Origin of the sequence: Calothrix sp. NIES-3974 (assembly GCF_002368395.1) — a bacterium.
Lineage (GTDB): Bacteria > Cyanobacteriota > Cyanobacteriia > Cyanobacteriales > Nostocaceae > NIES-3974.
Genome location: NZ_AP018254.1, coordinates 2,333,159 through 2,350,192, shown reverse-complemented (window position 1 = coordinate 2,350,192; position 17,034 = coordinate 2,333,159). Strand labels below are relative to the sequence as shown.

Here is a 17,034-nt window from a genome sequence, read left to right as displayed (position 1 = left end):
GTTATCGGACTCCAGGGTGCGAAGCACCCGGAGTCACGTGTTTTCACGCGCAAAGTTGTGTGGTTGCGCTACGCGCAACCCACAAGATATGCTTAGTTAATTGAAGTAAAAAAAATACTTGCTATATAAATGCTTGTTTTAAAGTAAAAGCAAAAATAAATGCTTCTATCTTCAATAGAAATCCATCAAATGTGACTGCATGAATTGACTTGGGAAAAAGGTAAGTGATAGCACTGAAAATAGTCTCTATATAATGCCTGGTATGTTGCTTAATATAATGATTCCACGGCTCGTCTTGACGCTGAGAATTCTTTTTTCGCATAACTTTCAAGTTAATTTGACTAGTTATTTTTAAGTCATCTTCTGCTGTATAATCCGTGTATGCAGAGTCACCATACACTTCACTCCCTGGTGGCAAATTTAATGGCAGTGCATTTAACGCTCTTGAATCATTAGCACTACCAGGCATAAATACGAACTCAACAGGAATACCACTTTTAGTAGTTAAAAGTTGAACTCTAACTCCATAAAAATAGCGTTTCTTTGATGCAATATAACCTCTATAATCTTCCGACTTAATTAGTTTGACATTAAAAATACGGATATTGTCGCACATTGGTACGGGAAAAGAATCTAAAAGATATTCAGTACAATCACTAGTCTCCTTTAGTATCATACCTATTTGATGAAATAAGTCATTTATTAACATCGAAATACCGTGTAATCTTCTATTAAATCGTGATTTATCTAACATATTGGGAATAAGATTATGCTCTTTCATGTAGCAACAAGCCTTGCTATGATTACCATAGAAAAACATTGCTGCAATTAGTGCCGTTGTCATAATTTCTGCATCACTCATATTTCTACGGCAATCATCATGATGACCAATTGCTTTAAGTAAGTCATCAGTGATAGCATAAACAGTAATTATTTCGTTTAACATATTCCCCTCCGTTTTTTTCTTCTTGGAGGGGATTTTATTATAAATTGTGACGCGACACGCCAGCGCGAAGCGCTGGCGAAGAGTAACTAGCAACTTGGGTTAGTAGTTGGTCAAGTTGATTTTGATGATGGATTTTGGTAATGTAGCCACCTGAGCGCTCTTGAGCTATACAGAAATATATCCATCCTTTTTATTTTGACAGACTAGTAGTGTTTTGTCCTAATTTCTCGTCAATATTCCGTCGCACTATGGGTGTTTTTTCGCCAGTTGTGTTTTTTTGTCTGAAACTCTAGCTCTGTCAGGATTTGAGGCGATCGCATTCCCAACACCTCCGACGGAAATCTTGAAAGTCTTATTCCCAAAGGATTTCAGGATTTTTCTCCTCCCCCCTCTTGACATGATTTTGATGGAAACGCTATCTTTATTGTTCTCAGACGGAACTGTACCTGGAAAACTAAATACCGTAAGGGTTCTACTTCGGGCGATTGCAATTCAAATTAATCCCTATTAGGGATTGAAACTATATGGAGACTGGCAATTATTAGATGAGCGTTTATTGCAATTCAAATTAATCCCTATTAGGGATTGAAACCCAGCGACTTTAAGAGACCATTTATAAAGTAAATCTTTAAGAGGTTAAACGACGCAGCATAATGGGAGTCATAACAGCATATATAGCAGCCTCACTCATTTCAGGAAGATATTCATAATCTTTGCTTCAGCGACGATACTGGTTAAACCAAGCAAATGTTCTTTCTACTAGCCAACGTTTGGGTAAAACCTCAAATTGTTTTTCTTTGCGGTGCATTACCTCAACTTGAGCTGGAATCATTAACCAAACTGCCAAGCCAAACTTGTCACCATCGTAGCCAGAGTCAACCCCCATGACTTCAACTTTTTCCAATAATTCTGGACGTTCCTCGGCAAGTTCCATCAAGGCATAGGCCGCAAGAACCCTCTCTCCAGCATTTCCTTCGCTGACGATGACTTTGAGTCACAGACCAAGACTATCAACTATTGTTTGGCGTTTTCTTCCTTTAGTTAGTTTGCCACCATCAAAGCCGTACACATCCCCCTTTTTTCAGTCGTTTTTACCGACTGGTTATCCGCTGCGATCGCACTTGGCTGTGCCAAACGACCCATTTTCTCTCTTAAGCGATCACGCAATGTATGATTTAATTCTTCCCAAATCCCACGTTTTTGCCATTTTCGGTAATAGCTGTAAACAGTTGAGCTTGGGGGAAATTCCCCCGGAAGCATATCCCATTGGCAACCCGTTTTTAAGTGATAATAAATAGCATTACATACTTCTCTCATATCAGTTGTTCGGGGATGACCACCAGATTTTGCTGGTGGAATCAATGGTGCCAATATTTCCCACTCTAAGTCACTAAGGTCAGTAGAATCAGCTTTTCGAGCCATCGCTTTCTAAGTAGATACACCTTCTTTGAAGTATCCTACCTTTGCAATTATGCTTGGCTAACCATCTTTAGATTTACTTTATAAACAGCCTCTAAGCTTTTATTCTACTAAGCAAATTCAGCGAGTTAGAGTAGTTAAACGAGCAGATGGTTATTACTGCCAATTTTGTGTTGATGCGGAACGCAAAGAACAGCATCAGCACAATGGTAAACAAGTAGGAATTGATGTAGGACTTGAGTTTTTCTACACTGATTCTGATGGCAAGGCAGTCGAAAATCCCAGATTTTTGCGTAAGTCTGAGAAGTCTTTGAAACGCAAACAACGCAAAGTTTCTAGATGTAAAAAAGGCTCTTCTAATCGCCGTAAAGCTGTTAAAAAGTTGGCGAAAAAGCATCTCAAGGTAAGTAGACAGAGGAAAGATTTTGCTGTGAAGACAGCAAGAACTCTAGTCCAGTCAAACGACTTGGTAGTTTATGAGGACTTGCAGGTGCGAAATATGGTTAAAAACCATCATTTAGCTAAATCCATTAGTGACGCATCATGGTCACTATTCACTGATTGGGTAGACTACTATGGCAAAGTTTTTGATACTTGGGTGATAGCAGTTGCACCTCACTACACATCGCAAGATTGTTCTGTTTGTGGGACACGAGTTCAGAAATCTTTGTCCACTCGTACCCACAAATGTCATTGTTGTGGTGCAGTGATGCACCGTGACCATAACGCGGCGACTATGATTTTGAACAAAGGATTAAAAAGTACTGTGGGACGCACAGAATCTAAAGCTTGTGGACAGAACGACCTCTGCTTAAGTGGGGAGACTCCTTTAAGTAAGTCGGCTGAATGAAACAAGAATCCCACGGCTTTAAGTCGTGGGAGCGTCAATTTGTGCTTAGTTTATCTGTAGCCCTCTTTCCTGTATCCTGGAATTGGTATCCTGTAATCTTTGGCTGGGAAATGGTAACTGGGGAAGCAATAGTTTTACCAATGATGGGGTGTGGTACTTGGGCTTGGGGGAACCGCATTCTCTGGGGTTATGATGAGAGTATGGATGGGGAGTTGGCGGGGGTATTTAATTTGTGCGTCAGGAATGGCGTGACGCTATTTGATACAGGGGATTCCTATGGAACGGGTCGATTAAAGGGACAGAGTGAGAAGTTGTTGGGACGGTTTACCCGTGGGTATGAGGGTATAAATCGGGATAAAATTTGTATTGCCACAAAGTTGGCAGCTTACCCCTGGCGATTGACGGCGAATTCGATGGTTGCTGCGGCTGAAGCTAGTGCGGAACGCTTGGGACGGGGGATTGATTTGGTGCAGATGCATTGGTCTACGGCGAATTATGCACCTTGGCAAGAGGGAAAATTATTGGATGGGTTAGCATTGTTAGCGGAACGAGGTTTAGTAAAAGCTGTGGGGTTGTCTAATTATGGGACAAAAAGATTACGATGGGCATATCAGCGATTGAGCGATCGCGGAATTAAAATTGCCACCTTGCAGGTGCAGTATTCCTTGTTGTCCACCTATCCAGTGACGGAGTTGGGGTTAAAGGATGTCTGTGATGAGTTGGGTATTCGTTTAATTGCCTATAGTCCTTTGGCATTGGGTTTATTGACTGGTAAATATCAGGTCAATGGTAAGTTACCGGGGGGTATTCGCGGTTGGTTGTGTCGGCGGTTATTACCTGGTATGCAACCCCTTCTAGATTGTATGGCGGAAATTGCCAGAAATCGCCAGAAAACTATTTCCCAGGTGGCGATTAATTGGTGTATTACTAAGGGGACAATTCCCATTCCCGGAGCCAAATCACAACGTCAAGCGGAGGAAAATATCGGCGCTTTGGGTTGGTTTTTGGATGCTGGGGAAGTGGGTGAGTTAGACCGAATTGCTGCTAGTTTACCGAAGAAAATGGTGCAGAATATTTTTCAAACTTCGTAATAGCCTGCGGCAACGCTTCGCGTACGTAATATCCGTTGTGCGGGAAGCGAGCTACGTAATAGACTGCGGTAATGCTTTGCGTATCTAATTAACGTGAATTCGACAGATGCAAAGAATCTCTCTCCAAAGTTCTCTTTCTTGGGAACAGAGGTTTTAAAAGAATTGATTCTTGATTGAAAACTACGGATTTTCTTTCCCTCTGGGAAGTCACAGAGGGTTTGGGGTGAGGTTCATCGAACTCATGTCTAAATTAGTTAAGTTTTTTCGTCAATTTTAGGGGTTTTTGATGACTGAAAATGAACAGTTAACAAAGTTGGTGAGTATATTAAGTAATTCAATTCTCTGTCAAATATTACCTGCGATCGCCCAAACTAATTTACCCGATTGGTGGTTAGCTGGTGGTGCAGTCAGAAATACGGTTTGGCGAGCAATTTTTGGCGAAGAATGTAAACTGGTTATAAATGACTTTGATATTGCTTTTTTTGACTTGCAGGGAGACCGAGAGCAGGAACTAACAGCTAAAACTACGCTCATTCAGCAATTTCCTGATTACAAATTTGATGTCAAAAATCAAGCTAGCTTCAATCGCTGGCGCAACGGACGGCAAATATATCATAGTACAGAACACGGTATCGAAGACTGGTTGCACACAGCTACCGCCGTCGGTGTAAAGTTAGATTATCAAGGGCAATGGCAATTTTTTACACCCTACGGTTTGGATGATTTATTTAATGGTATTGTTAGAGCCACTCCCAATCATCCCCAAAACCCAGATGCAGAGCAAAAAGCTGCTAGTTTTCTGGAAAAATGTCCCTGTTTACAAAAAATTTAATCTGGCACAATATCTGCTTTGAAATACGCGATCGCACACCATATCCTTCGGACAGAGCCTTACCCCCGTATAGACAACCCGACGGGTCGTCTCTACTCCCTAATCTGAACGACGATTTTCACTACCCACCTACTTATCACCATCTCCGAAATCAAACTATGTCTAAAGAGTTCACCATCAACAGCAAAGTCCGCGTCACCTCCCTTCCAGCGTACCTCAAAACCGCCGATACGATGCCAATGCTACGACCACCAGATTTAATTAGCATTGGCGAAGAAGGTGTAGTTATAGATCGTCGTCCCGGTGAATACTGGGTTGTAAAATTTACCAGGGGTAGTTTTTTGCTGGAAAGTCAATATTTAGAAGCTGTTCCCCCCACTCCCTAACTATTCCACTGGATTAATTCTGATGGGTAAAAAAAGGCACGTAGTTGCTTTAGCGCCTTTAGGAGTACGTACTCAATGAGAAAAAACAAGACTGTGAAATTACTACTTTGCAAGATACCTCTGCGCGTCTACCTCACGACCCTGTGGTCGATCCGCTACCGGAAGAAATCCAATGACGCAACTGCGTAGTAATTGGGTAAGTCCTTGCCTGATAAGAATCTTACTACTTCTCCGCAAGGACTAAATATTTACACCAATCTCGTTATGTAAAGAAAAATAAATTTTTGTATATTTTTGTGTAATATTTTCGCTCAAGTATCAAAAAAAGTAAAAAATAAACAAAATATAAAAATGTCGATTGCCGCAAAATCCATAAGGTGCTGAAATATAGGATATCGAAGGTGATCAAAGGGTCAGCTTTACTGACGATATATTGAATTGAATATTAAGTTAGTTGAGGGAGTGAGTATTCGGGCTGAGGATTTGCAAAGTTTGACAATTGCAGTATCACAAAGCAGATAAGGGGTTTAATTATTGGCAACATATGTATACTAGCGAAAATTCCCTTGGGAGTGATTAGCTAGTGAGGGATTTAGATAATTATCGAATTTGGACTTAGTTAGTAAAAATTCATGACTTATGCATGGACTAACCATTTACGTCATGGCGCAGATAGGCAATCTCAAAGTCTGATTTCTGGGTCAAGAGTGTGTAAGTCCCACAAATTAACAAATTAATTAAATTTATGAAATTACTGAGGAGCCGTAATCTGAATGCAGCTACATCCACGACCTCAGATGAATCAGGAAACTCGTCTGAAATTGGAAGCAGAACAGTCGTTGGAACCACGAAGGCTAAAGGTGCTGGACAAAATGGAAGCATCACAGCAGCGAAGAAGGCGTTTACTTGATGAGCGCGATCGCGTGGCGATTTTTATTGATGGGGCAAATTTATTTTACGCCGCCATGCAGTTAAATTTGGAAGTAGATTACGCCAAATTACTGCGACGATTAACGGGAGACCGGCAATTAATCCGTGCCTATTTTTATACAGCCTGTGACAGTGGCAACGAAAAGCAGCAAGGCTTTTTGTTGTGGATGAGTCGCAATGGTTATCGGGTCGTCACCAAGGAGTTAATCCAGTTTCCCGATGGTTCTAAAAAGGCCAACCTGGATGTGGAAATTGCGGTGGATATGTTAACCCTAGCACGGAACTGTGACACCATTGTCCTGTTGAGTGGAGATGGGGATTTAGCCTATGCAGTCAATTCCATCGCCTATCAAGGGGTGCAGGTAGAAGTGGTGAGTTTGAGTTCGATGACCAGTGAAAGTTTGGTCAATGTGGCCGACTTTTTCATCGATCTAGAGGAAATTAGGGTAGACATTGAGCGGGAAAAGAAAGTTCCAGAAAACGGTTTGGAAACTAGGGGACAGACAGGTGCTTTCGGGGTGACACCGCGACTACGTTCAACTAACGAAGCCGAACTCAATACCCATGTGGAAGTTCAAACAGTTAGAAGGGAAGGACAAATTCGTAATTCGTAATTTGTAATTTGCAATACCCGCTACGCGGGAAGCAAGCTACGTAATTGGGACTTGTTGAAAATATAGTAAAGACGCGATACATCGCGTCTCTCCCTACACCCTGTTCCCTATTCCCTGAAAGTCTTCAGTGTTTTTGCTGAATACGGGTTACCAATTACGAATTACTTTCACCGTTTAAGATATAATTAGGGTGTTTCAGGCTGCATAAAATAAAACCCTTCCCGGTAAAACTTCGTCGTTGATTTTCGCGTAAACCCGCAAACAGGCAGCCACTTCACCGGGTACACCACCACAGTTGATTTGTAGGTCATCCTTAGACCAGGTGTAAACGTCCGCATATGTTCCCCATAGCGGACGTATTTGGATTTGGTATCCAGCGTTGCGGGTGCGTTCGATGACCGGATCGAGGGTACGACGGGCTTCTCCTTGGAGTTTACCCCACCAGGAATAGCGATCGCAGGGTGGCATGTAAACTAGGGAGTGGATTGCCTCATCCAGGTCAAGACGGGCACGTAGAGTGACTGCGGGGTCAGTGCTGTGGGTAGTAGATTGAACACGACGAAATCTTTCAATCAGGGCAGTGGCGTATTTAGAACGTTCTGGTTCTGTATGGACAGGGCGAATGCCAAAGCGATCGACACTTTTGAGGACATGGAAAAGTTGGGCATCCAGTTGGATAAATTTGAGACAAGTAGATACCACCGCCGCGAGAAAATCGATATCCGTATCAGAACTGGATTTGGATTTGAGTAATTGAGGTGCGATCGCAATTTTATCTGACAGGGCTAATCCTGAAGTTTGAATTTTTCCCGTTAAACCAGGGTAAATTAATTCGCTCCGGGTAAAAGGTAGGAGCTTGCGGGTTTGGGTGTCCTCCTGGGTGTCCAGGGTTGGTAAGATTTCTTGCAAGCGTCTGCGCCAAATTAACACCAAACGTTCCGGTAATCGTAACAATAAGCGTTGAATTTCATTCCACAAATCACCATCATTATCGCTGGCAAACTCATACTCACCGATATATGGTTTTAACTCTGGATCGGATTTTAGGGTCATTGCCAAGGATGCAAGTTGAAAATCAGAGGCAACGGGTTCAAATACATCTTCCCATTGTAGAGGTTTTGGTGTCGCAGATTGAATAGATGAACTAATAGACGAATTTGGTTCTAACATCACATCCAATTCCCGCAGCAGTGCATCACACTTTTCAATCCCTGGGTCAGAAACAGTTGCTTGATTTCGTGCTTGTTGCAGTTGGGTCCGCAACCCCAACAACCCTAATCGTAATACCCAAGCCAAGTTAGAATTCTCAGTGACAAGGAGTTTATCGATATGCTGCATAATTTGTGAAGCGAATTGTTGTGCATCAGGTTGGAACAGGGCAATCAACTGCTTGAATCTTCCAGAGGCGTTTTCACAGTTGATTTTTGTCGATCACCCCATTGTTTTGATATTTTATCTGGAAAATTTTGCCTTTGCCACTTCATCTTTTCCAATCGCGATAGTCCGTAGAGACGACCCGTCGGGTTATCTCTACGCCGAATGATTGGTTACGTTGCGGTTTTATGTTTAATTGCACCTACCTACTTATTAACCAGTTTGAAGTATGTGAAAAAAATATTTCCCCCAGCATCCCCTGCTTTACCTGGATTTCTCACGAGTAGGTTGTAAGCTTGGAGTAACGGATTGATTTTCCTTCTACGGACTATCCCTACTCCCTACTCCCTATTCCCCATGAGTTTTAGGGTTTTGTGAGAAATGCGGGTTTAGCACATTCAGCGTAGACACGGGAAGTGAGGAGATAGACTATTAGGTGCTGAATGCGGATTTTTTCGCTAACATTATCTGAAAAATATGAAAAAATGACTTTTTCCTACCACTAAAACATATTAAATCGATAAAGTAGTGAGCAAATCGTAACCAACGGACTTGATGCTGGGAAGAGGTTGACTTAGTATATAAGTCTTTGGGCACTTGGGGCAAAACTTTTGCTTCCCGTTATATGCTGATGGGCGAATTGCGATCCAAAATATTAGGATGTATCGAGTACCAGCTTGCTCAAAAAATTATCGGTGTACGGCCTCATCACCGTCACGATTTATAGATACATTAGAAAGAGTTACTAATGCCTTGGTAGCGAAAACTATGGAAAAAGACGCGGTAACGGTCTACTGCCCAAATGAGCTTTGTCAAGCAGCGAATCCGATGACAAATAGATTTTGTCAACAATGTTCCACACCCATACCTCAGCGCTATTTATGGGGGGTGGGAGAGGGCAAAAATGTGGGCAATGCGGGTGAGATTTTGGGCGATCGCTACTACGTTGTGAAGCAATCGATTTTGTTGGACTGCAAACCCGGTTTACTTCCCCAAATTCCCGATTTAGACAATTTACAAACCCTCCGACCCTATCTACGTCTGTTTCCGTACCGTCTCCACGTTCCCCAGGTTTACGGAGTGTTGTGGCTAGAGGAAAATGGCCAGCGTCGGGAAATAATTTTACTAGAAAAGCCGCCTCTGCAATTACGGGATGGAGATACGGAAGTGCGATTGCACCCATCCATTGATACTGCTTGGGGTCAGGCTTCCTCTATGCGACAATTACATTGGTTGTGGCAAATAGCCCAACTATGGCAACCCTTGGCGAGTGAAGGTGTGGTATCGAGTTTATTAGATCCGTTGTTATTACGGACAGAGGGAGGAATTTTACGCATTCTCCAACTGCGTGCTGACGGGGAAAAACCACCCCGACTCGCAGCTTTAGGTGAATTTTGGCGGGTTCATTTATTACACAAATGTCAACAGGCGATCGCTAATTTTGTTGACGGTATTTGCCAATCCCTAGACAATGGCGAAATCCATTCCGGTGAACAGTTAGTTGCGGTGTTAGATCGGGGTTTACAGGAAATCGGTCGCCACCAATCGGTGAATGTAGAAATTATCACCCAGACCGACACCGGACCCCAGCGTCAACGCAATGAGGATGCTTGCTATCCACCCAGTGGGACTCGATTGCGCAAACCCCCCCAATCAAAAGCCTTGGCAATTGTTTGTGATGGTATTGGTGGTCATGAGGGTGGGAATGTGGCATCCAATTTAGCCATCGAAACCATTCAAACCCAGGTGCAACAGTTAACAGATTTTCGCTACGACCACATCGACCCCAATCTACTGTTAGCTGACCTGGAAGCAACTACGGGAATTGCCAACGACAAAATCAGTCAGCGCAACGATAGTGAACAACGTTCCGGACGACAACGCATGGGTACAACCTTGGTGATGGCTCTGGGGATTGCCCATGAAATGTATATTACCCATGTGGGAGATAGTCGTGCCTACTTAATTACCCAACATGGTTGCTACCAAGTCACCATCGATGATGATGTGGCATCGCGGGAGGTACGGTTAGGATATGCTTTATACCATGATGCCGTCAGTCAACCAGCTTCCGGTTCCCTGGTGCAGGCTTTGGGAATGGGTTCGAGCAATTCCCTTCATCCTACAGCCCAAAGATTTATCGTGGATGAGGATTGCGTATTTTTACTGTGTTCGGATGGCTTGAGTGATTTCGACCGGGTTGAACAAAATTGGGAAACGGAAATTTTACCCATCATCAACGAAAATAAGGATATTGGAACTGTAATTAGCCGGTTGGTGGAAATCGCTAATACCCAGAATGGTCATGATAATGTCACCGTTGCCATCGTCCGTAACCAAGTTAATTATGCCGAACCATCGGAGCCAATTTCCCCCCAATTAATCAGTTTGGCTGCTGCAACATCCAACGAATACAAACAAAGCAATGTCACAGTCAATCTCAATCCCACCCCTAATCAACGTACCCAAGTCCTACCAGATACGGTGCAAATTAAATCCCGGAAAATACCCTTTTATTTGCTAATTTTACCACTGTTTCTCCTGTTAGCTGGGGCTGTGTACTGGGTTGTTTCCTCTTCACTAGGTTCCCAAACACCCTTAAATTCCCAGAATAACGAGTCCCCCGCGAATAATCCTTCTACCACAGGAAAAACCATCCCTACACCATTAAATTCCCCATCCCCAGAAATTTTACCGGGATATCAGGTAGAAACCCGAACCGAACTGCAAGCCAATTTCCTCCCTGTTAGTTCAACAAATCCACCCTCCTCCCCCTACCCAGTAACTCTTCCCCAGGGAACTGTATTAAAAGTCCTGGATCGTAAACTTGAACAAGACTCTCCAGAATCAAGCCAACAAGTCTACACCCTCAGCATGGAGATATGTCAAATACCCCCATTACCACCCGTTTCCAAACCCCCAGAAATTACTTTGCCAAAATTAAATGTGGGTAGTAAAGTATCTATTCCCTCCGACAAACTCGTCAACAAAGTTAGTTATTCAAATTCTGCTGACCTCAGTAATTCACCTTGTAGCAAATTGTCAAGTACTACGGAGGGAGAGTTAATTCCGAAACAACCTGTTACAAGCGATCGCCAACAAGGATTGTAAATTTAATTACTGGTAATTATTCTTCCCCTGCATCCCAACCAGTTGAAACACCCATGTTGGCGACTAAACTGTTCACAACTGACCGTTGGCTGGTAAAATCAAGAGAAATTCGGCTTCTGTGGCAGCACAGATTTTCGCAAAAACCGATACACTAAGATGGAGTTTTGCATATTCTATTTGCCTATTTGAAAGTTGCTTCTAGCTGTTAGTGTTATAAATCCATGCCATCCTTAAATTTGGCGATCGCCCGTCTAGTCAATGCTGGTACAGATAATTTCGCAATTTGGGTGGTAAAATCTCCCTATCCCAGTGGCCATGTCATTCATGATTGCATTTGGTCTCCAGAGATGGAACAAACTTGGCGAGAATGGCAAGAATGGTTTGCTAATCATAGCAATTTGGGAATGCTACCACCCCGTGATGTCAATTCCCCCAAACCAGTTGGGGAGCCTTCTGCTGCTGTCGGTAGTCCACAAAGTAATTATGCTGGTCGGTTGATGCAGTTATTTGGTAATCAACTATGGCAATGGGTGTTTGATGGACCAATTCTCAGCAGTTTGGAGCGCAGTCGGGGAATTGCAATGGGTCAAGAAAGTCGGTTGCGAGTTTGTTTGGAGTTGCGTGACCCGTCCTTGGTAGCGATTCCCTGGGAAATTATGCAAAACCCAGGACAATCGGCGATTTCCCTGGGACAACAGATGTTATTTAGCCGTACCACTAGTGATGTGGAACCTTTACCGGAACTGGAAACTGACCCCGGTTTAAATATTCTTTTGGTCTTGGGGGAAGACGAAAATCTGAATTTGGATGCGGAAGCGGATTTATTAGAAAAAACCCTCACCGATGGTTCACGGATGGGTAGCAGTACTTACGGTTATGCACCTTGTTTTGTGCATCACCTCATCCAACCAAGTCGAGAAAAATTAATTGCTGAGTTGGAAAGTAACAACTATAATGTTCTCTTCTATGCTGGTCATGGTTCCCGTGCTGCCAATGGGGGGGTTTTATTTTTAAGTCCCGGTGAAACAATGAGTGGGATTGAACTAGCTCAGGTGCTAACCCGTACAGGAGTGAAATTGGCTGTATTTAATTCCTGTTGGGGTGCTCAACCTGCAACAATCAACCACCAATCTATCCCTTACAGTAGTTTGGCTGAGGTGTTAATCCGTCATGGGGTTCCCGCAGTATTAGGAATGCGTGACGAAATTGCCAATACCGAAAGCTTGTGCTTCATCCAAGCTTTTGCCCAAGCATTGCGATCGCGTAAATCAATTGATGAAGCAACAGCCGAAGCTCGTCGTCAACTACTGACGATTTACCGCTTTAATCAACCCGCTTGGACTTTACCTGTCCTTTACCAACACCCAGAGTTTAACAGTCAAATCCTACGCAGCCTTGATGAAACAGTCACCGAACTACCTTCAAATCTCCTCCCAGAATACCAACTACCACCCCCAAATGCAATCTTGCGATCGCTATCTGCTGACAACAAAGTTTGGCAATTAAAGGGACGCACCACCCATATCGGTAGAGTTCCAGAAAATGATATTGTCATCCCCGATTTATCCGTTTCTCGACATCATGCCAAAATTGTCTGTCGTGATACTTTTTCTGATACCACTTTTGTTCAAACATATTACTTGATTGATGATTCTACCTACGGAACCTACATATCCCACCCAGGTTCCATCGGTGCTTGGCAACGTATCCACCAAACTGAAATTAAAATTGAATCGGGTATGCAGTTAAAATTCGGTAGTCCCCGTAGCGATGGCTGGGAATTTATCATTGGCAAAGTTTAAATGTAATCTAGATGTAATCTTGGTTGTTTTGCAACTCGTAAATTTAATTGATAAATTTAATCATTTTTGAGCTTTACTATACCAAATTCTATCAATCAAAAATATTTCCAGGATAATTACCAAAAATTAGTTTCTATTTGCGGAAATCAATCTCTGACTGCTGTAGCTGTCAATACCACTAAATTCAATACTCGATTAGTTCACGAACCGGAGGCAAAATGGCTAACATTAATCAAAACTCGAAAAATACCCAACACCTAAAATCGGCAATTCACAGAGAATTACTCGATGCCCTACTATCCACCGAAGAAAATGTCATCTATCCTTGGGATACCAATCAAATTGAAACGGAAGATTTTTTCTCAGCCCACGAAGCTAATTTTGTCATGGATGATGTCCTCCAAGCAGAACTTAGTTCCCGCGCTGAAAGCTTTTTCAACCACCTTGATTCCCTATGGTCTCAACTTCCAACCTCAGAGTACCACAACTGTAATACAAATGTAAACATAATTGCTAATTTGAAGGCGAGTTTACAAAAAATTAGTTCCGTTGATTTACCCCCAAGTTGGCTGGAGACGATTGCTGCGAAAGCCTCGGAGATATTTAATTCCTCACAAACCCTGGGAGAACAATTAGCTTTGTGTGCCAATGCCGTATTACCTAATTGGGGAACCGATGATTTGTTGGTGTTAGCACGACCCTTTGCCTATGCCATGCGTAATGGGGATGAAAATCATTCCTCCACAGACCCCCAACCAGTAGCATCCGCGTTGAAGAAAGTTAGCGATCGCGATTGGAATTCACTCACAGAAATTGACCAAGCTAGGGTAAGTCTAGCTGTTGCCTACTACGCCCTCAAACAGCTAAACAGCAATAATTCGACTAATTTAAGTGAATAAATTCTGATTCCAGAATATGACAATAAAAATAAAATCGCTAATCATTCAACTGCGGAGTCATCACCCCGCAGAATTATTAATGGTCGCTTTTTCGCTGTCAGAAACTAATTTGAAATTATTCTTTGAAATTATTCGGGAATTGGGTTATGTATTTATTTAGGCTTTATTACGTATACTTTTATTTTACTTATTATTGATAAGTTAAAGATATCCTATTATATCAATAATTAATTCAAAAACACGAAAACTTGTCATCTATCAAAAGAAGTATCTGGGTGTAAACACATTGACGAAAACCATACCGTTAGACTAGCAGTTTCTCGTAGAGCAGCTTTGCTTGATTTTACTAGCATGGCTGATTTAGACGCATGGTTAGCAGCACTTAACCCTTAAAATAGTGAAGCTGCTATTTTCCAACCTGAATGCGTCGAGATTCGATATTTTACAAATTATTTCAGCAATCTCCCAGTTTATTATTCGCCCTGTTAACAAATCCACCTGCGAATGCAGACGAGTACATATTTGATTCGGTAGCAGTTAAAGAAGCAAAATTTGAAATCGATGGTGTATTTCTACCACCGCAAACCGAAAATCCAGGTGTGGTGTATTTCTGTGAGGTGCAATTTCAGAAGGACGAAAGACTATACGAAAGGGTATTTGCCGAATCCTATCTCTACTTTTATCGCAACCGTGACAGATTCAGCAATTTACAAATCGTCATCATTTACCCATCCCGTAGTTTAGAACAAACAGATATTAGTCCTTACCAAAGTCAAATCAACAGTCCCCAGGTACATCGGATATATCTGGATGAACTCGGAGATATTCGTTCGTTACCCGTATGGGTAGGATTGATGGTATTGACAACCCTAGAAGAAAATCGTGCGACCGCAGAAGCAAGGAATTTATTAACTAGGAGTCAACAGGAAGTACCTCCAGCAGAAAATCGTGCCATCATAGAGCTAATTACCACAATCATGGTGTACAAGTTTGAAGGTAAGAGTCAAAGGGAGGTAGAACAAATGTTGGGAATTACACTCAAAGAAACACAGGTTTATCGGGAAATTAAGGAAGAAGGAAGGGAAGAGGGACGGAAAGCAGAAGCGTGTCAGCTAATTATGCGTCAATTAACCCGACGAGTAGGAGAACTACCACAACCAGTGCGATCGCAAGTTGAATCCCTTTCCCTGGAAAAATTAGAAAATCTCGGTGAAGCATTGCTTGATTTTACTAGCATGGCTGATTTAGACGCATGGTTAGCAGCACTTAACCCTTAAAATAGTGAAGCTGCTATTTTCCAACCTGAATGCGTCGAGATTCGATATTTTACAAATTATTTCAGCAATCTCCCAGTTTATTATTCGCCCTGTTAACAAATCCACCTGCGAATGCAGACGAGTACATATTTGATTCGGTAGCAGTTAAAGAAGCAAAATTTGAAATCGATGGTGTATTTCTACCACCGCAAACCGAAAATCCAGGTGTGGTGTATTTCTGTGAGGTGCAATTTCAGAAGGACGAAAGACTATACGAAAGGGTATTTGCCGAATCCTATCTCTACTTTTATCGCAACCGTGACAGATTCAGCAATTTGCAAATCGTCATCATTTACCCATCCCGTAGCTTAGAACAAACAGATATTAGTCCTTACCAGAGTCAACTCAACAGTCCCCAGGTACATCGGATATATCTGGATGAACTCGGAGATATTCGTTCGTTACCCGTATGGGTAGGATTGATGGTATTGACAACCCTAGAAGAAAATCGTGCGACCGCAGAAGCAAGGAATTTATTAACAAGGAGTCAACAGGAAGTACCTCCAGCAGAAAATCGTGCCATCATAGAACTAATTACCACAATCATGGTGTACAAGTTTGAAGGTAAGAGTCAAAGGGAGGTAGAACAAATGTTGGGAATTACACTCAAAGAAACACGGGTTTATCGGGAAATTAAGGAAGAGGGAAGAAAAGAAGGAAGAAAAGAAGGACGGAAAGCAGAAGCGTGTCAACTAATTATGCGTCAATTAACCCGACGAGTAGGAGAACTACCACAACCCGTGCGATCGCAAGTTGAATCCCTTTCCCTGGAGGAATTAGAAAATCTCGGTGAAGCATTGCTTGATTTTACTAGCATGGCTGATTTAGACGCTTGGTTAGCGGCACTGAAGTCTTAAAATGAGGTAAGAGGTAGAAGCTGATATTGGGAATTACAACTTCCCCTACCCAGTTTCTTCGTCTTTCATAATCAATATTCTTCCTGGCCATGACCCTACCGAATTGGATTACGTTTTCGCGGCTTTTGGGTATTCCCTTTCTCTTGTATGGTTTACAAAATCCCACACCACAGTTGCGGTGGATTTGTGTGGTGGTCTTTTTAGCGTGTGCGCTGACTGATTGGTTAGATGGATATTTAGCTCGCAAGTTAAATCAAATTAGTGATTTAGGTAAGTTTCTTGACCCCCTGGTGGATAAATTACTGGTACTTGCACCCTTACTCTCCTTAATTCAATTGGGACAGGTTCCAGCTTGGGGTGTATTTATTATTTTGGCACGGGAATTAGCGATCGCAGGATGGCGGGTCAATCAATCTACTATCAGTGGAGCGAATATTTGGGGTAAACTCAAAACTGTGAGTCAAATCATTGCGATCGCGCTTTTAATTGCTCCTGTTCCTAGTTCCTGGGATTTACCAGCCATCATCGCTTTTTGGTTGTCGGTGGCTCTCACTGTTATTTCTGGCATTATTTATGTAGTTCCGCGACCTTCAGTATAGTTAGTTAT

The 17,034-nt window shown here is 42.4% G+C and carries 14 protein-coding genes and 2 pseudogenes; 12 read left to right on the top strand and 4 right to left on the bottom strand.

What is annotated here, in order from left to right; all coding sequences use genetic code 11:
• Positions 1 to 121: 121 nt before the first annotated feature.
• From CDC37_RS09230 to CDC37_RS09225, 3 genes and pseudogenes are all read right to left on the bottom strand, one after another.
• Positions 122 to 946, bottom strand: a complete 825-nt coding sequence (locus tag CDC37_RS09230) for an IS982 family transposase (protein ID WP_096621153.1) — start codon at positions 944 to 946, stop codon at positions 122 to 124.
• A gap of 230 nt (positions 947 to 1,176) precedes the next feature.
• A complete protein-coding gene (locus CDC37_RS25485) occupies positions 1,177 to 1,308 on the bottom strand; it encodes a hypothetical protein (protein WP_255408915.1) in 132 nt (43 codons plus the stop codon).
• A gap of 266 nt (positions 1,309 to 1,574) precedes the next feature.
• A pseudogene (locus CDC37_RS09225) lies at positions 1,575 to 2,368 on the bottom strand (IS5 family transposase).
• Between the two features lie 91 nt (positions 2,369 to 2,459).
• Here CDC37_RS09225 and CDC37_RS09220 point away from each other — a divergent pair.
• The 5 genes and pseudogenes from CDC37_RS09220 to CDC37_RS09200 all read left to right on the top strand — a co-directional run.
• Positions 2,460 to 3,215, top strand: a pseudogene (locus tag CDC37_RS09220) (RNA-guided endonuclease InsQ/TnpB family protein); the annotation flags it as partial.
• A gap of 110 nt (positions 3,216 to 3,325) precedes the next feature.
• Positions 3,326 to 4,306, top strand: coding sequence for an aldo/keto reductase (locus CDC37_RS09215; protein WP_096626049.1), 981 nt, complete (start codon positions 3,326 to 3,328; stop codon positions 4,304 to 4,306).
• A 286-nt stretch (positions 4,307 to 4,592) separates the two neighbouring features.
• On the top strand, positions 4,593 to 5,138 hold the full coding sequence (locus CDC37_RS09210) for a nucleotidyltransferase family protein (protein WP_096621494.1): 546 nt from the start codon (positions 4,593 to 4,595) through the stop codon (positions 5,136 to 5,138).
• Positions 5,139 to 5,296: 158 nt separating this feature from the next.
• Positions 5,297 to 5,524 carry a regulatory protein SipA gene (gene sipA / locus CDC37_RS09205; protein ID WP_096621493.1) on the top strand — a complete coding sequence of 76 codons (228 nt, stop codon included), beginning with the start codon at positions 5,297 to 5,299 and terminating at the stop codon, positions 5,522 to 5,524.
• Positions 5,525 to 6,396: 872 nt separating this feature from the next.
• A complete protein-coding gene (locus CDC37_RS09200) occupies positions 6,397 to 7,068 on the top strand; it encodes a LabA-like NYN domain-containing protein (RefSeq protein ID WP_231943441.1) in 672 nt (223 codons plus the stop codon).
• Positions 7,069 to 7,263: 195 nt separating this feature from the next.
• Here CDC37_RS09200 and CDC37_RS09195 read toward each other — a convergent pair whose 3' ends face one another.
• A complete protein-coding gene (locus CDC37_RS09195) occupies positions 7,264 to 8,406 on the bottom strand; it encodes a hypothetical protein (RefSeq protein ID WP_096626047.1) in 1,143 nt (380 codons plus the stop codon).
• An 804-nt stretch (positions 8,407 to 9,210) separates the two neighbouring features.
• Between CDC37_RS09195 and CDC37_RS09190 the strand changes: the two genes are divergently transcribed.
• The 7 genes from CDC37_RS09190 (at position 9,211) to pgsA (ending at position 17,026) form a co-directional block, all read left to right on the top strand.
• Positions 9,211 to 11,553: a protein phosphatase 2C domain-containing protein gene (locus tag CDC37_RS09190; protein ID WP_096621491.1), complete on the top strand. Its 2,343-nt coding sequence runs from the start codon at positions 9,211 to 9,213 to the stop codon at positions 11,551 to 11,553.
• 221 nt (positions 11,554 to 11,774) lie between these two features.
• The gene (locus tag CDC37_RS09185) at positions 11,775 to 13,355 is read left to right on the top strand and encodes a CHAT domain-containing protein (RefSeq protein ID WP_096621490.1); all 1,581 of its coding nucleotides are present in this window, start codon (positions 11,775 to 11,777) and stop codon (positions 13,353 to 13,355) included.
• A gap of 218 nt (positions 13,356 to 13,573) precedes the next feature.
• On the top strand, positions 13,574 to 14,254 hold the full coding sequence (locus CDC37_RS09180) for a hypothetical protein (protein ID WP_096621489.1): 681 nt from the start codon (positions 13,574 to 13,576) through the stop codon (positions 14,252 to 14,254).
• A 16-nt stretch (positions 14,255 to 14,270) separates the two neighbouring features.
• On the top strand, positions 14,271 to 14,414 hold the full coding sequence (locus tag CDC37_RS24160; protein WP_157780697.1) for a hypothetical protein: 144 nt from the start codon (positions 14,271 to 14,273) through the stop codon (positions 14,412 to 14,414).
• A 262-nt stretch (positions 14,415 to 14,676) separates the two neighbouring features.
• Positions 14,677 to 15,531: an Rpn family recombination-promoting nuclease/putative transposase gene (locus CDC37_RS09175; RefSeq protein WP_096621488.1), complete on the top strand. Its 855-nt coding sequence runs from the start codon at positions 14,677 to 14,679 to the stop codon at positions 15,529 to 15,531.
• A 29-nt stretch (positions 15,532 to 15,560) separates the two neighbouring features.
• Complete coding sequence (locus CDC37_RS09170) at positions 15,561 to 16,427, top strand: Rpn family recombination-promoting nuclease/putative transposase (RefSeq protein ID WP_096621487.1); 867 nt, start codon at positions 15,561 to 15,563, stop codon at positions 16,425 to 16,427.
• 89 nt (positions 16,428 to 16,516) lie between these two features.
• Entirely contained in the window at positions 16,517 to 17,026 is a 510-nt protein-coding gene (pgsA, locus tag CDC37_RS09165; RefSeq protein WP_096621486.1) for a CDP-diacylglycerol--glycerol-3-phosphate 3-phosphatidyltransferase, read from the top strand.
• Positions 17,027 to 17,034: the final 8 nt, after the last annotated feature.

Excerpts from the sequence above, each read along its gene's own strand:
- CDC37_RS09230 (WP_096621153.1), bottom strand. The coding sequence starts at position 946 with ATGTTAAACGAAATAATTACTGTTTATGCTATCACTGATGACTTACTT.
- CDC37_RS09175 (WP_096621488.1), top strand. The coding sequence starts at position 14,677 with ATGCGTCGAGATTCGATATTTTACAAATTATTTCAGCAATCTCCCAGT.
- CDC37_RS09170 (WP_096621487.1), top strand. The coding sequence starts at position 15,561 with ATGCGTCGAGATTCGATATTTTACAAATTATTTCAGCAATCTCCCAGT.
- CDC37_RS09180 (WP_096621489.1), top strand. The coding sequence starts at position 13,574 with ATGGCTAACATTAATCAAAACTCGAAAAATACCCAACACCTAAAATCG.
- CDC37_RS09190 (WP_096621491.1), top strand. The coding sequence starts at position 9,211 with ATGGAAAAAGACGCGGTAACGGTCTACTGCCCAAATGAGCTTTGTCAA.
- sipA (WP_096621493.1), top strand. The coding sequence starts at position 5,297 with ATGTCTAAAGAGTTCACCATCAACAGCAAAGTCCGCGTCACCTCCCTT.
- CDC37_RS09200 (WP_231943441.1), top strand. The coding sequence starts at position 6,397 with ATGGAAGCATCACAGCAGCGAAGAAGGCGTTTACTTGATGAGCGCGAT.
- CDC37_RS24160 (WP_157780697.1), top strand. The coding sequence starts at position 14,271 with ATGACAATAAAAATAAAATCGCTAATCATTCAACTGCGGAGTCATCAC.
- CDC37_RS09185 (WP_096621490.1), top strand. The coding sequence starts at position 11,775 with ATGCCATCCTTAAATTTGGCGATCGCCCGTCTAGTCAATGCTGGTACA.
- CDC37_RS09210 (WP_096621494.1), top strand. The coding sequence starts at position 4,593 with ATGACTGAAAATGAACAGTTAACAAAGTTGGTGAGTATATTAAGTAAT.
- CDC37_RS09215 (WP_096626049.1), top strand. The coding sequence starts at position 3,326 with ATGGTAACTGGGGAAGCAATAGTTTTACCAATGATGGGGTGTGGTACT.
- CDC37_RS09195 (WP_096626047.1), bottom strand. The coding sequence starts at position 8,406 with ATGCAGCATATCGATAAACTCCTTGTCACTGAGAATTCTAACTTGGCT.
- pgsA (WP_096621486.1), top strand. The coding sequence starts at position 16,517 with ATGACCCTACCGAATTGGATTACGTTTTCGCGGCTTTTGGGTATTCCC.